The organism is Pseudomonas anguilliseptica (assembly GCF_021375795.1).
GTDB lineage: Bacteria > Pseudomonadota > Gammaproteobacteria > Pseudomonadales > Pseudomonadaceae > Aquipseudomonas > Aquipseudomonas anguilliseptica_A.
In genome coordinates this window covers 75,695-88,895 of sequence record NZ_JAEIOI010000007.1, presented here as the reverse complement: position 1 = coordinate 88,895, position 13,201 = coordinate 75,695, and the positions used below count along the sequence as shown (strand labels likewise).

The 13,201-nt window shown below is 62.3% G+C and carries 14 protein-coding genes; 9 read left to right on the top strand and 5 right to left on the bottom strand.

Annotation, left to right across the window (positions count from 1 at the left end):
• Positions 1-51: 51 nt before the first annotated feature.
• Both IOD17_RS18445 and IOD17_RS18440 read right to left on the bottom strand, forming a co-directional pair.
• On the bottom strand, positions 52-1,122 hold the full coding sequence (locus IOD17_RS18445; RefSeq protein WP_233686487.1) for a hemin-degrading factor: 1,071 nt from the start codon (positions 1,120-1,122) through the stop codon (positions 52-54).
• Positions 1,123-1,142: 20 nt separating this feature from the next.
• Positions 1,143-1,835: an energy transducer TonB gene (locus tag IOD17_RS18440; RefSeq protein ID WP_233686486.1), complete on the bottom strand. Its 693-nt coding sequence runs from the start codon at positions 1,833-1,835 to the stop codon at positions 1,143-1,145.
• A gap of 130 nt (positions 1,836-1,965) precedes the next feature.
• On the opposite strand from IOD17_RS18440, the gene IOD17_RS18435 reads away from it, so the two are divergent.
• Entirely contained in the window at positions 1,966-4,158 is a 2,193-nt protein-coding gene (locus tag IOD17_RS18435) for a TonB-dependent hemoglobin/transferrin/lactoferrin family receptor (RefSeq protein WP_233686485.1), read from the top strand.
• A gap of 125 nt (positions 4,159-4,283) precedes the next feature.
• Complete coding sequence (locus IOD17_RS18430; protein WP_233686484.1) at positions 4,284-4,610, top strand: Rieske (2Fe-2S) protein; 327 nt, start codon at positions 4,284-4,286, stop codon at positions 4,608-4,610.
• On the opposite strand, the gene IOD17_RS18425 is transcribed toward IOD17_RS18430, so the two are convergent.
• Entirely contained in the window at positions 4,607-5,497 is an 891-nt protein-coding gene (locus IOD17_RS18425; protein ID WP_233686483.1) for an esterase/lipase family protein, read from the bottom strand. The genes IOD17_RS18430 and IOD17_RS18425 overlap by 4 nt on opposite strands.
• Before the next feature lie 125 nt (positions 5,498-5,622).
• Here IOD17_RS18425 and IOD17_RS18420 point away from each other — a divergent pair, with 125 nt between their 5' ends.
• Positions 5,623-6,351 carry a class I SAM-dependent methyltransferase gene (locus IOD17_RS18420; protein WP_233686482.1) on the top strand — a complete coding sequence of 243 codons (729 nt, stop codon included), beginning with the start codon at positions 5,623-5,625 and terminating at the stop codon, positions 6,349-6,351.
• Between the two features lie 75 nt (positions 6,352-6,426).
• Here the strand turns inward: IOD17_RS18420 and IOD17_RS18415 are convergent, their stop codons facing one another.
• Entirely contained in the window at positions 6,427-7,515 is a 1,089-nt protein-coding gene (locus IOD17_RS18415; protein WP_233686481.1) for a fatty acid desaturase family protein, read from the bottom strand.
• A gap of 16 nt (positions 7,516-7,531) precedes the next feature.
• Positions 7,532-8,647: a flavin reductase family protein gene (locus IOD17_RS18410; protein ID WP_233686480.1), complete on the bottom strand. Its 1,116-nt coding sequence runs from the start codon at positions 8,645-8,647 to the stop codon at positions 7,532-7,534.
• 208 nt (positions 8,648-8,855) lie between these two features.
• Between IOD17_RS18410 and IOD17_RS18405 the strand changes: the two genes are divergently transcribed.
• From IOD17_RS18405 to IOD17_RS18380, 6 genes are all read left to right on the top strand, one after another.
• The gene (locus IOD17_RS18405; RefSeq protein ID WP_090256045.1) at positions 8,856-9,446 is read left to right on the top strand and encodes a TetR family transcriptional regulator; all 591 of its coding nucleotides are present in this window, start codon (positions 8,856-8,858) and stop codon (positions 9,444-9,446) included.
• A 164-nt stretch (positions 9,447-9,610) separates the two neighbouring features.
• Complete coding sequence (ureE, locus tag IOD17_RS18400) at positions 9,611-10,111, top strand: urease accessory protein UreE (RefSeq protein ID WP_233686479.1); 501 nt, start codon at positions 9,611-9,613, stop codon at positions 10,109-10,111.
• Positions 10,108-10,782, top strand: coding sequence for an urease accessory protein UreF (locus IOD17_RS18395; protein ID WP_233686478.1), 675 nt, complete (start codon positions 10,108-10,110; stop codon positions 10,780-10,782). The genes ureE and IOD17_RS18395 overlap by 4 nt, the downstream gene beginning before the upstream one ends.
• A gap of 19 nt (positions 10,783-10,801) precedes the next feature.
• Positions 10,802-11,416 carry an urease accessory protein UreG gene (ureG, locus tag IOD17_RS18390; protein WP_233686477.1) on the top strand — a complete coding sequence of 205 codons (615 nt, stop codon included), beginning with the start codon at positions 10,802-10,804 and terminating at the stop codon, positions 11,414-11,416.
• A gap of 27 nt (positions 11,417-11,443) precedes the next feature.
• Positions 11,444-12,016 (top strand): HupE/UreJ family protein, encoded by a 573-nt coding sequence (locus tag IOD17_RS18385; protein ID WP_233686476.1) that lies wholly within the window; start codon positions 11,444-11,446, stop codon positions 12,014-12,016.
• Positions 12,017-12,183: 167 nt separating this feature from the next.
• Positions 12,184-13,098, top strand: a complete 915-nt coding sequence (locus IOD17_RS18380; protein WP_233686475.1) for a glycerophosphodiester phosphodiesterase — start codon at positions 12,184-12,186, stop codon at positions 13,096-13,098.
• The last annotated feature ends 103 nt before the right edge of the window (positions 13,099-13,201 follow it).

Genomic DNA, 13,201 nt, shown 5'->3' with positions numbered 1-13,201 from the left:
CCCTGGCCAAGCCAGTGACGCGGCGCTGCAACTACAAACGGATAAACCGACTCAGACCGGCAGAGCCACGGCTTCCTCGGCCAGGGCACGCCAGTCTTCACGCTCAGGAACACCCGGTTTGCGCGCACCGAACAGCTGCACCACCAGCTCACCGTCAGCGTCAAATGCCTCCCAGCTGGTGATCACGCCATCACTGCTGGGCTTGCGCACACGCCACAGTTCGGTCACGCCAGGGGTTTTCAGGTGCAGGTTGAACTCGGGGTCCAATACGTTGAACCAGGTGTCCATCCAGCGCAGGTTTTTCACCGGCCCGGAGTGGATCTGAATGCAGTGGCGGTTGCCGACAAACACCATGATCGGCACTTGCCGTGCGCCAGCCTGCTCCAACAGCTTCGGCAACTCACTCACCGGCAGAGGTTCGGCCCATTCACGCCCCGCTAGACGCAGCGCCTGGGTGCGGGTGGTGCCGTGCTTCTTCAGCAGGGCAAAGAAGTGGTGGGTATCCTTCAGCGTCGACCAGCCCACGCGCAAGGCATTGGCATCAATCACTGCATCGGCCTGGGCTGGAGTCGCCTGCGGCAGGGGCTGCAAGTCCAGTTCGGCACACTGTTCACTGGCGGCAAAACGCTCCAGCAACGGTTCCCAAGCCTGTAGCTGGCTGTCCTCGGTGAGGTACACCTTGTGTACCGCTGTACCTTGGCGATCAAACACCTGAATGCTGCGCTGGGTGCCCTTGCCGGTTTGCTCTTCAATGGCAAACACACTGGCCCAGCCGCCGAGGAACAGGCGCAGGTCGATATCCGCCGACACCACCAGCCCCATCTGACCATTACCGGTAACAGTCACCTCGCGGTAGTAGCCCTTGCGTTCATGCACGCAATGCTCGTTGCGAGTCAGGGCCATCACATAACCCAGCTCACCCAATGCAGGCAGCAACTGCGCCCACTCCGGGCGCAGACGCAGGGTATCGATGCCCAGGCGGCTGGCGACCAACTCAGCCTCGCTGACCGCCAGGCGCTCAGCGGCATCACGTGCGCGCAGACGCGGCTGCTCATTACGCAGAACTTGCCAGGCCAGGTAGAGATCATTGGTAGCCGCAATGGGCTGGGCATGTGTAGTCATGAAAAACTCCTCACTGGTAATCACCGGCTCGCCGTCAGGGCAAACTGGATCGGGATATGGACCCGGCTAGGAACTGCCTGGCCATCTGTGGTTTCAGGGTTGAAGCGCCAAGCGGCAACAGCCTGCAACGCCGCACGGTCAAGACTCTCAACGCCAGAGGAACGCAGCACATTGAGGCTGCGCTGCTGCCCCAGCGCATCCAGGCGCACCTCCAGCAGAACAACTCCCTGCTGGTTGCGACGGCGCGCCTGGGATGGGTAACTCGGTTGACGCGGTGGCTCACGAAAACTCGGCTTGCGACTGAGCACTTCCGCAGCGACTGCTGCACTGGCTGGCCTGGCTGACTCGACCTGTGCCGGCGCAGAAACAGCTGCCTGTGCACTGGCAACCTCAACAGGTGCGGAGCGCACGACGGTTGGCTTCACGTCTGCCGGCAACGGCGCAGGTTTTGCCTGAACCGCCAGCTCCGGTCTGAACGTCTTCACCGCCACCGGCTTGCTCGGTAACGCGACCTTGGGCGGCGCAACAGGCAATGACGGCGCGCTGTGCGTCACCGCCGCAGGGGCCAACAACACCGCCGTGATAGACGGTTCCGGTGCTTGCACGGTCGCGTAAGCGGCACTCAACAACACAGGTTGCGCCATGCCAAACAGCTGCCAGCCCGCAAGATGCAGCGCCACTGACAGCAGCAGGGAGAGCAATAGACGAAGCATGCCGATACGCACCAATTCAAATACGAATCTATTTGATAATTATTTGCATTAACGTGTCAACATGGTTTAGCTTGCCGGCCGATGCCAACCCGGCGGTCAGAGCAACCGCCCGCATGCCCCTGGAGCCCCCATGCACAGAAGTCCTCCATTTGCCCGTCGTCCCTGGCTTGCCCTGCTGTTGCTAAGCCCTTCGCTGGCGCTGGCCGCAGAAAAAGCCCCCAACCAGTTCGATACGGTCACCGTCACGGCGACCCGCACCGAGCAAACCCTAGATCAGGTGCCCAGTACCGTGTCGGTGCAGACCGAACGCGATATCGACCAGCAGAACATCAAGAACATCAAGGATCTGGTGCGCTACGAGCCCGGCGTGTCGGTCGGTGGCAGTGGTGATCGCTTCGGCCTCTCGGGCTTTACCATCCGCGGCATTGGCGGCAACCGCGTACTGACCCAAGTGGATGGTGTCGGCATGCCAGACGCCTTCTCCTTCGGCGGTTTCCTCAGTGCCAAACGCGATTACGTTGACGTCGACACCGTCAAACAGGTGGAAATCATCCGTGGCCCGGCCAGCTCGCTGTACGGCAGCGATGCAATTGGCGGCGCGGTGAGCTTCCTGACCAAAGATGCCGGCGACTATCTGGACGAAGGCGATGACGCTTACGCGCGCCTGAAAACCGGTTACGACGGCAGCGATGACAGCTGGCAGCGCAGCGCCACCTTCGCCGCGCGCCTGGGCCAGGTCGACGGCCTGCTGCACCTGGGCCGACGCAGTGGCCAGGCCACCGATACCCACGGCGGCTTGGCTGGTATCGGCGCTACCCGCGAACAGGCCAATCCGCTGGATTACCGCACCGACAACCTGCTGAGCAAATTCGGCTGGGATTACAGCGACAGCGGCCGCCTGCAACTGACCTACGAGCGTTACCAGGACGACACCGACACCCGCGTGCTGAGCAACTACAGCAATACCGCCACCATTCGCACCCAGGATGCTGAAGACCGGGTTGATCGTGAGCGCTACTCCCTCGCCCATACCCAGCAACTCGACACCCTGTTGGTTGATCAGATCCACAGCCAGCTCAGCTACCAGGACAGCCAGACCCGCCAGCAAACCTTCGAGGACCGCGTGGTCGGCGGCCAGCCACGCTACCGCACCCGGGATTCGTACTACGAAGAAAAGCTCTGGGCGTTCAACACCAAACTGGACAAGGCCTTCAGCATCGGCAGCACGCAACATGCGCTGGTTTATGGTCTGGACATCAAACACCTGAAGAACGCAGACCTGCGCGAAGGCGGCGAAACGGTACTGGCCACCGGCGTGACCACGCCTGTTTTGCCCACCAGCGACTTCCCCGATCCAACGACCAAGGAATACGCCCTGTTCGCCCAGGACAGTATCAGCATCGGCCGCTGGACCCTGCTACCCGGTCTGCGCTACGACCACTATGAGATGAGCCCACACGTCACCCAGAAATACCTCAACAGCCAGGCAACGGATCGCAATCCGAGCGACTTCAAGGATTCAGCGTTGTCGCCCAAGTTCGGTGTGACCTATCAACTGGACGACGCCCACAGCGTCTACGGTCAGTACGCGGCTGGTTTCCGCGCCCCCCAGGCGATCGAGATCTTTGGCGAGTTCGCCAACCCCGGCATGTACCGCACCCTGGCCAATACCAACCTGAAAGCCGAAACCAGCGACAGCTTCGAGCTTGGCCTGCGTGGCCAGTACGCCATCGGCAGCTTCGGTGCGGCGCTGTTCTACAACCAGTACGACGACTTTATTGAGCAGGTCAGCCGGCCCTCCAGCGTGCCGGGCTTCCCCTTCGGCGAGTTCCAATACGTCAACCGTGACCGCGTGACCATTCGCGGTGCGGAAGCCAAAGGTGAGCTGTTCCTCGACCAACTGGGTCTGCCGGCTGGCTGGAAAGCCCGTGGCAGCGTGGCGTACGCCCGCGGCAAGGATGAAGGCACGGGCCAGCCGATCAACAGCGTCGACCCGCTCAAGGGGGTGTTCGGCCTGGGCTACAGCGAGCCGAGCGGAAAATTTGGTGGCGAACTGAGCTGGACCCTGGTGGCAGCGAAAACCCGCGTCGACATGAGCCAAACCGCCAATCACGCCGAAACCTCGGGTTATGGCGTACTCGACCTCAACGGCTGGTGGCAGATGACTGATGCCTTCGCCGTGAATGCCGGCCTGTTCAACCTGACCGACAAAGAATACTGGCAATGGGGCGACGTACGCGGCCTGACTGAAAATAGCCCAAGCATGGGCCGCTTCAGCCAGCCGGGCCGCCACGCGGCCGTCAACCTGGTCTGGGAAATCTGACCCAACAACACGTTTACCGCGCGATTAACCCGTCCCGAAAAGCGTTCCACTTGGCGCAAGGATGCGCCCTCCTCTTTCACTTCCACGCCAGGGCGGCATAATGCCGGCCTGGCGGGGAGGTTCTTATGTTGCGTTTATGTGCACCGGATGAAGTGGCCGAAGGCCAGAGCCGGGGCTTCGAGATAGCGGGTGAAAAGCTGTTTGCCGTGCGCAAGGACGGCCAGTTGTATGCCTATCGCAACCGCTGCCCGCACCGCGGCATCCCGCTGGAATGGCTGCCCGACCAGTTTCTCGATCACAGCGCCAGCCTGATCCAATGCGCCACCCACGGCGCGCTGTTTCTCGTCGAATCCGGCGAATGTGTCGCCGGTCCCTGTGCCGGGCAATCGTTGCAAGAGCTTGCCATCCGCGAAGATGATCAGGGCATCTGGATCGAGCTAAACGAAGTCTAAAGGCCTGCTGCCTGTAGCCGCTGCGCATGTTCGACAAACAATTTGACCGGCTCTGCGCCCTTGCCGACCAGACCGAAGGTCTGATTGATGATGTCGAAGTGATCCAGCGGGTACTGATCACCAATCACCACGCCCAGGTGTGAGCTGTAGCGCCCGACCATGCCGTCGCACTGCCCCGGTTCACGCTGAAAGGTTTTGGCAAATAGCCGGCAGGCAACATTCGGCCCATCGAAGCGGTTGCCACCTTTATTGGTGATACCCGGCTGCAGGGTGCCGGACCAGGAGTAGTAGCGCACGCCGTTGACCTCAGCCGCGCCCTCACCGCCCCAGACCTCCGGCAAGCCCTGCGGGTACTGCCGGTTGAAGGCCGCCACCCCGTCCAGGGTTAGCGATTGCTGCGCAGCGGCCACATCCATCGGCAGTGGCTCACCTTTATAGCCGCGCTCCAGCCAGGCCATGCAGCGGGCCACGCCACGCAGCAAAGCGCTCAATATGCGCTCACGCAGACTGCCGTGCGGGGCTTTGCGTTTGAGAAAGTCCGCCAGTTCCGAGCCATGGTTGGGCCCGGCCACCGAAGTCACGGACGCTACCCATTCGGGTTTTAGTGCGGCCGCATAGCGTGCAGTGAGGGCGCCCTGGCTATGGCCGATCAGATGGACCTTTTCGGCGCCAGTCTGCTGCAACACATCGGCGATGCGCAGCAGCAGTTGCTCACCGCGCACTTCAGTGGAGTGCACCGAAGACACCAGCACCGGGAAGACCTGTGCACCGAGGCGGCGCAGCGCCGTGACGATGCCATACCAGTAGGGATATCCGAGCAGGCTGACAAAGCCGAGTAAACCTGGCACCAGAACCAGGGGATAACGGGGTGCAGAAGCTGTCGACATAGCAAACTATCCTTGTGTCATACCGCCGAGAAAGAAGTGCGAACCACAAAACGTGCCAGGGCCGCGTATTGGGTAGGCGAGCTGTGCGTGCCTGGCATATAGTCCCGGCTCCTCTTTGCGCTGCCATGACCATGCATACCATCGAACGGATTTACCCGAAGGACCTCAACCCGCAGAACCCGGATGATCAGGCCAGCCTGCATATTCACATGCAGCGCTACGAGTTCGCCGCCGACCACTTGAGCGGCCAACGCGTGCTGGATATGGCCTGTGGTTGCGGTTATGGCACCGCCCTGCTGGCCCAGCGCAACCCTGACAAACAGGTCACTGGCGTGGACATTGACCCTGCGGCCATTGCCTACGCCCGCGAGCATTACCAGCTGCCCAACCTGCGTTATGAATGCGCCGACGCCGAACAGTTCCATGACGCCGAGGGCTTCGACTGCATTGTCAGTCTGGAAACCATCGAGCACCTGCCGCGTCCGCAGCAACTGCTAGCCAACTATGCGCGTTTATTGGTGCAAGACGGCAAAGTGATTGCGTCGGTGCCGATCACTCCAACCCTGGATGGCAATCCTCACCACCTGCATGATTTCAGCAAACGCAGCTTTCATGCGCTGTTCCGCCAGCACGGGTTGCATGCCCACCAGCACCTGGAGCAGATTCAGTGGTGGCAGTTCAAAGGATTATTTTCGAAACAGGTGGATCAACAGAAACAGCACCGCAGCGAAGGCGTCGGCAATGCCGTGCTGCTGTATTACCGCCAGCACCCGCTGTACCTGTTCAGTCGGCTGTATTCGATGCTGCGCTACGGTTTCAGCAATCGCTACCTGACGTGCGTGTTTACCCGCTGACCTTGTAGCCCGGATGTAAGCGCCCCGGATTGCATACGGGCTACGGCGTATTCGTAGGGTGAATGGTTCACGCCGTTAAGCGCCCACCGGCACGGCCTCGACCGGAGGCCGGCGGTAGATCCAGATACGTCTAAGCACCGTCCTGAACTGCCGCCACAGGCTGCCGTGGTTGTAGACCTGGCCATAACGCTCGGCAATCTCGCGTACCTCAACGGCCATCTCCGCATAGCGCCGCGCCGGCAGATCGGGGAACAGGTGGTGTTCGATCTGGTGGCTGAGGTTGCCCGTCAGAATATGAAACAGCGGCCCACCATTGAGGTTGCTGGACCCGCGCAGTTGACGCAGGTACCAGTGCCCGCGACTCTCACCGACCACCGACTCCTTGCTGAACACCGCTGCCTGCTCGGTAAAGTGGCCGCAGAAAATCACCGTGAAGGTCCACAGGTTGCGGATCAGGTTGGCCACGGCATTACCGGCGAGCACTGCCAGGGCATTGGCACCGATCAGCAGCGCCAGCAGTGGAAAGAACAGATAATCCTTGCCCCACTGACGCAGTACCTTGGCGTTGAACTGTTTGATCAGCGGACGCACTTCGGCCTTGCTCAGCTTGCCCTTGTAGACCTTGTCCAGACGCAAGTGCTGGATCGCCACCGAGTACTGGAACAACAGCGCCTGAATCGTCACCCACAGCGGCTGCCAGCGGTAGAACGGCTTCCAGCGCTGCTCGGGAAACAGCCGCACCACGCCATAGCCGACGTCATCATCCATACCCAGCACATTGGTCCAGGTGTGGTGCACATGGTTGTGGGTGTGCCGCCAGAAGTCGCTCGGCCCGGCGATATCCCACTCATAGTTGCGCCCGGCAAACTCGGGGTCATTCATCCAGTCGTACTGACCGTGCATGACGTTATGCCCCAGCTCCATATTCTCCAGAATCTTGCCCAGGCCCAGCAGCAAGGTGCCGAGCAACCAGGTCGGCGGAAACCAACCAAGCATCAGCAGGCCGCGCCCACTCCAGCAACAGAAACGTACCGCTGCGCGAATGCGGCGGATATAGCGGGCGTCCGCCTCGCCAAGCGAGGCCAGGGTTCGCTGGCGCAGCGCATCCAGCTCATGGCCGAATGCATCCAGCTCGGCAGCGGACAGGTGACGGTCAGCGCGCATGGGGTTACCTCGCAAGTTAAAGATCGATTTCCAGATCAGCGTGGGGCGCGCTGACGCATAAACGAATCGGCTGCCCCGGTTCGCTGAACAGCGCACCACTGCGCATATCGCGCACCGTGCCGCTGAGCAGGGTGCAGGTGCAGCTGGCACAGATGCCCTGACGACAGCCATGGGCCGGCTGCAAACCCTGCGTTTCAGCCAGTTCCAGCAGGCTGTGCTGGTTATCGGCTTGCATCTGCTGATGACTGCGGGCAAAACCCAGGCGCACCGCACGCAGTCCCTCGACGGCATTGAATGCTGGCGGGGTAAAGGCCTCTACTTGCAATGCACCAGGCAAGGCAGCCTGCTGCCACCACTGTTGCACCTGGGCGACAAAGCCCGCCGGGCCACAGGCCAGCACGCGGCACTGGTGCAGCGCGGTGACCGAGTGCAGATGCTCAGCCGTAAAGCGCCCGGTCAATTCTCCGGCTTCGGCAATGGCTGCCGTCAGCGACCAGCGCACCTGCAGGTTGCTGTACTGCGCCTGCAGCGCCTGCAATTCGGCAGCAAAGGCACGCTGGCCCTGCTCGCGCACGTAATGCAGCAGCGTGATCGGCGCACTGAAACCCTGCGCCAGCGCGGCACGCAGCAGGCCCAGCAGCGGTGTGATGCCACTGCCCGCCGCAAGCAGCAGCACAGCGTCCGGCGTCTCGGGCCAACTCAACTCGCCCTGCACCGGGCCCAGTTCCAGCACATCCCCCACCGCCAAGTGTTCCAGCAGGTAAGGCGACACCCGCCCACCCGCCTGATGCTTGATGGCGATCTGCACGCGGCCTTTGGCCTGCACGGCGGTCAGGCTGTAACTGCGACTCAGGCGTACGCCATCACGTTCGAGGTACAGCTGCAGGTGCTGACCTGGCTGTGCGCCGCGCCAGTTGCCGTTGGCCTGCAAGGTCAGTTCGAGCATGTCATCGGCCACCCACTGGCGCTGGGTTACCCGGGCGAACACGCGGTTCAGACGCAATGCCGGGTGCAAGAGCACCAGCACGGCGTCGACATCGCTTTCGCGCAACCAGCCATGCGCAACCAGCCGTCGCAACGGCCCTAACAACCGTGAACAGGCGCGCACCCAGGCAAATGGAATCAGGGTCATGAGCGACTCCAGTGAACAATTGCTCACCAGGCTGACAGAGCAACCACCATTCAGTCAACACTCGTACACTCAAATACAACGCACGCCGTGGTTCGACGCCTACAACACCGCTTTGTTAGAGTGCGGTGCTGAACGCCATGCCGAGCCCTGAAGTTTGAAACCACTACAACCGCGCGCCGAACAAAAACTGCAAACCCGCCACGCCCTGATGGACGCCGCCCGCAGCCTGATGGACAGCGGCCGAGGCTTTGGCAGCCTGAGCCTGCGCGAAGTGGCGCGCTGTGCGGGCATCGTGCCGACTGGTTTCTATCGACACTTTGACGACATGGATGCCCTTGGCCTGGCCCTGGTGGCCGAAGTAGGGGAAACCTTTCGCGAAACCATTCGCCAGGTTCGCCACCACGAATTCGAACTGGGCGGCGTGATTGACGCCTCGGTGCGCATCTTTCTCGACGCCGTGGCGGCCAACCGCTCGCAGTTTCTGTTTCTCGCCCGTGAACAGTACGGTGGCTCGTTGCCGGTGCGCCTGGCCGTAGGCGCTTTGCGTGAACGTATCACCGCTGACCTGGTGGCGGATCTGGCGCTGATGCCCAAGCTGCAGCACTTCGATACGCCAGCGCAGAACGTGCTGGCCGACCTGGTGGTCAAGACCGTATTTGCCACCCTGCCCGAACTGATCGATCCGCCCGCCCGCGCCCTACCACGGCATGCCACCCCCGAAGCGAAGATGATCGAGCAGCTGCGTTTTATCTTTATCGGCGCCAAGCACTGGCAAGGCTTGGGCCAGCACAACGACTAAACGCACCACAACTGAGCACGCAATTCGTGTGCGCACCAAAGCGCAGCCATCAATGCCCAATACTTAGGCACGACACACGCCGCACAGCCCGCATCATGCGGCCAGGCAGCAGTTTGGCAAGACCCTTGCTCTATAACCGGCATTGAACTGCCGGAAACTGCCCCATGTTGGTGATTCACCGCCGTATTGCCGCCCAGCCCAACTGGGACGCCGAACTCGAACTGAGCTTCGAGGCCCGCAGCAAAAGCCGCCTGCGCTGCTTCAGCCGCACCGGCGAGGATGTCGGCCTATTCCTCGAACGCGGCCAGCCGGCGCTGCACGATGGCGAATGCCTGCAAGCCGAAGACGGCCGCATCGTGCGCGTACTCGCCCGCCCCGAGCCGCTGCTACACGTCACCTGCGCCAACCCTTTCGAACTGATGCGCGCCGCCTATCACCTGGGTAACCGCCACGTGGCCCTGCAACTCGGTGATGGCTGGTTGCGCCTGCCAGATGACTACGTGCTCAAGGCCATGCTCGAGCAGCTCGGCGCCACGGTGCAGCTGATCGAAGCGCCCTACCAACCTGAGCAAGGCGCTTACGGTGGCGGCCATCACCACTCCCATGCCGGCGATGCCGAATTCAGCTATGCACCACGTCTGCATCAATTCGGTGCACGCAAGTGAATAAAGCCTGGCAGCTACTACGTCTGGCCAGCCCCCAACTACCGATCGGTGGTTACAGCTATTCCCAGGGCCTGGAAATGGCCGTGGAACAGGGTCGGGTCGATAGCGCCGAGAGCGCCCAGCGCTGGATTGCCGATCAGTTGCTGCTGAACTTGGCTCGCTTTGAAGCGCCGCTGCTGCTTGCCCATTGCCAAGCCGCCGCCAGCGAGAACTGGGCCCAGCTGCGCCACCTCGCCGAACAGCAACGCGCCAGCCGCGAAACCCGCGAGCTGCGCCTGGAAAGCCGGCAGATGGGTTACTCCCTGCAGCAGTTGCTCAGCGGTCTGCCGGAACTAGACTCGCCAGCACAGCAGCTATTCAACGAACTTGAAGAGCCCGGCCTGGCTGTGGGCTGGGCACTGGCAGCACGGGCCTGGCAGATCACGCCAGAAGATGCCCTCGCCGCCTGGCTGTGGGGGTGGCTGGAAAACCAGCTGGCGGTGCTGATGAAAACCCTGCCGCTGGGTCAACAAGCCGCCCAGCGTTTGACCTCAGAGCTGCTGCCGATGCTCGACCAGGCGCAGCGCCACGCCAGTGAACTACAACCCGAACACTGGGGCAGCGCCGCCTTCGGCCTGGCCCTGGCGAGCATGGCGCACGAGCGTCAGTACAGCCGTTTATTCCGTTCTTGATGATAAGGAAGACTTGAAGATGAACAGCCAACCCCTGCGTGTCGGCATCGGTGGCCCGGTCGGCTCCGGCAAGACCGCCCTGACCCTGGCCCTGTGCCTGGCCCTGCGCGAGCGCTACAACCTGGCGGTGGTGACCAACGACATCTACACCCAGGAAGACGCGCAGTTTCTGGTGCGTAACGAAGCTCTGGTGCCGGAGCGGATCATCGGCGTGGAAACCGGCGGTTGCCCGCACACCGCCATCCGCGAAGACGCCTCGATCAACCTGGAAGCAGTCGACCAGCTCAACCGGCGCTTTCCGGGCCTGGACCTGATCATCGTCGAGTCCGGCGGCGACAACCTCTCGGCCACCTTCAGTCCGGAGCTGTCGGACCTGACCATCTACGTGATCGACGTATCTGCCGGAGACAAGCTGCCGCGCAAAGGCGGTCCAGGCATCTGCAAATCCGACCTGCTGGTGATCAACAAGGTCGACCTGGCACCACTGGTCGGCGCCTCACTGGAGGTGATGGAGCGTGACACCCTGAAGATGCGCGGCGACAAGCCGTTTGTGTTCAGCAACCAGAAGATCGGCCAGGGGCTTGATCAGATCATCGCCTTTATCGAACGCCACGGCATGCTCACGGCCGCTTGAGAATCTATTCAGTCAAGGAGACACCCCATGAACCTGCGTAAATCCCTGTTCGCCCTCGCCCTGTTTCTCAGCCCCGCCGTGGCCTTCGCCCACGCTGGCCACGACCACTCCGGGTTGATGGCCGGACTGGCGCACCCGGTATTCGGCCTCGATCACCTGCTGGCGATGCTCGCCGTTGGTCTATGGGCCGCGCAGCAATCCGGCGCGGCGCGCTGGGCGCTGCCGCTGACCTTTGTTGGCACCATGCTGATTGGCGGCCTGCTGGGCTTTAACGGCCTGGAAATTCCGCTGATGGAAACCGGCATCGCTGCCTCGGTACTGGCGTTTGGCTTGCTGGTGGCCGTCGCCATTCGCCTGCCGATGGTGATCGCCATCGCCCTGACTGCACTGTTCGCCCTGACCCACGGCGTCGCCCACGGTCTGGAGCTGCCAGAGCTGGCCAGCCCATGGGGCTATGCCGCCGGTTTCGTGGTCGCAACCGCCGCTCTGCACGCCAGCGGTTATGCCCTGGTGCGCCTGCTGCCCCAGGCCGCTGCGCCGGTGGTGCGCGCACTCGGCGCGGCTTCAGCCGTGACCGGCGCCTGGCTGCTGGCAGGCTGAGTTGCAGGTTCGGGTGGACGGCCGGCGTCCACCCGCATCCGCCACGCCAACCATCCCTGACCGCAAAGGTCGCTAGGCTGGCGCATTTCGCCTCTCGTATGGCCTTCATGGCTTTGTCATAGTCGAGGTGTATTCAAGCTCATCCCTGACTGTCCTGGACCCTGACCATGCTGCGCGTTGCCCGCTTTCTCTCTGTTCCACTGCTGTTGCTGGCCATCGCCATCGGCGTACTGACCATGACCAGTAAACCGGCCCAACCCGCCGCAGTGCTTAGCCGCTTTGCCGAACAACCGCTGGTGATTGCCCACCGCGGCGGCAAAGGCCTGTGGCCGGAGAACAGCCTGTTTGCCTTCGACCGTGCCAGCGCGCTGGGCGTGGACATGCTGGAGATGGACCTGCACCTGTCCAGTGACAGTGAGCTGGTGGTGATCCACGACCGCACTCTGGATCGCACCACCAATGGCGAAGGCCCGGTTGCCGCGCTCAGCCTGGCGCAGCTGCAAGCACTGGACGCCGGCTACCGCTGGAGCGCCGATGGCGGCCAGAGCTACCCTTACCGTGGCCAGGGCGTGCGTATCCCTACCTTTACTGAGGTGCTCGAACGATTCCCCGATATCCCCAAGGTGATCGAGATCAAGGTGCCGGATGTCGGTATGGAAGCGCAGCTATGTGACGCCCTCACCGCCCACCAGCAGCGCGACAAGGTGATTGTTGGCAGCTTCTATGACCGTAGCCTGCAACTGTTTCGCGAACAGTGTCCGGGAGTGGCAACCTCTGCCGGGCCCGGTTCGGTGCGTCTGCTGCTGGCTCTCAACTGGGTTGGCCTGAGCAGTGTACTGTCGCCGTCCTACCAGGCGCTGCAGATTCCCGAAGCGCACAGTGGCCTGCCCATCGCTAGCCGCAGCCTGTTACAGACCGCCAGTCAACGCGGCCTGAATGTGCAGTTATGGACCATCAACGAGCAACCGGACATGCGCCGCCTACTTGACCTCGGGGCCGACGCGCTGATCACCGACTACCCGGACCGTGCCCTGCAAGTACTGGGGCGCTCGACCCGCATCAGCGCACTGGAAGCAGACTGAGGTCACTGTACAAAAAACAGCCAACACAGCTCAGGCCAAGCCCAGCGTGGCCTGAGCACAGGCGTGCGCAGGTTATCCACAGATCGTTCCACAACAACCTGGG

Coding starts and splice junctions, on each gene's coding strand:
- IOD17_RS18445 (WP_233686487.1), bottom strand. CDS start 1,122: ATGACTACACATGCCCAGCCCATTGCGGCTACCAATGATCTCTACCTG.
- IOD17_RS18440 (WP_233686486.1), bottom strand. CDS start 1,835: ATGCTTCGTCTATTGCTCTCCCTGCTGCTGTCAGTGGCGCTGCATCTT.
- IOD17_RS18435 (WP_233686485.1), top strand. CDS start 1,966: ATGCACAGAAGTCCTCCATTTGCCCGTCGTCCCTGGCTTGCCCTGCTG.
- IOD17_RS18430 (WP_233686484.1), top strand. CDS start 4,284: ATGTTGCGTTTATGTGCACCGGATGAAGTGGCCGAAGGCCAGAGCCGG.
- IOD17_RS18425 (WP_233686483.1), bottom strand. CDS start 5,497: ATGTCGACAGCTTCTGCACCCCGTTATCCCCTGGTTCTGGTGCCAGGT.
- IOD17_RS18420 (WP_233686482.1), top strand. CDS start 5,623: ATGACCATGCATACCATCGAACGGATTTACCCGAAGGACCTCAACCCG.
- IOD17_RS18415 (WP_233686481.1), bottom strand. CDS start 7,515: ATGCGCGCTGACCGTCACCTGTCCGCTGCCGAGCTGGATGCATTCGGC.
- IOD17_RS18410 (WP_233686480.1), bottom strand. CDS start 8,647: ATGACCCTGATTCCATTTGCCTGGGTGCGCGCCTGTTCACGGTTGTTA.
- IOD17_RS18405 (WP_090256045.1), top strand. CDS start 8,856: ATGGACGCCGCCCGCAGCCTGATGGACAGCGGCCGAGGCTTTGGCAGC.
- ureE (WP_233686479.1), top strand. CDS start 9,611: ATGTTGGTGATTCACCGCCGTATTGCCGCCCAGCCCAACTGGGACGCC.
- ureG (WP_233686477.1), top strand. CDS start 10,802: ATGAACAGCCAACCCCTGCGTGTCGGCATCGGTGGCCCGGTCGGCTCC.
- IOD17_RS18385 (WP_233686476.1), top strand. CDS start 11,444: ATGAACCTGCGTAAATCCCTGTTCGCCCTCGCCCTGTTTCTCAGCCCC.
- IOD17_RS18380 (WP_233686475.1), top strand. CDS start 12,184: ATGCTGCGCGTTGCCCGCTTTCTCTCTGTTCCACTGCTGTTGCTGGCC.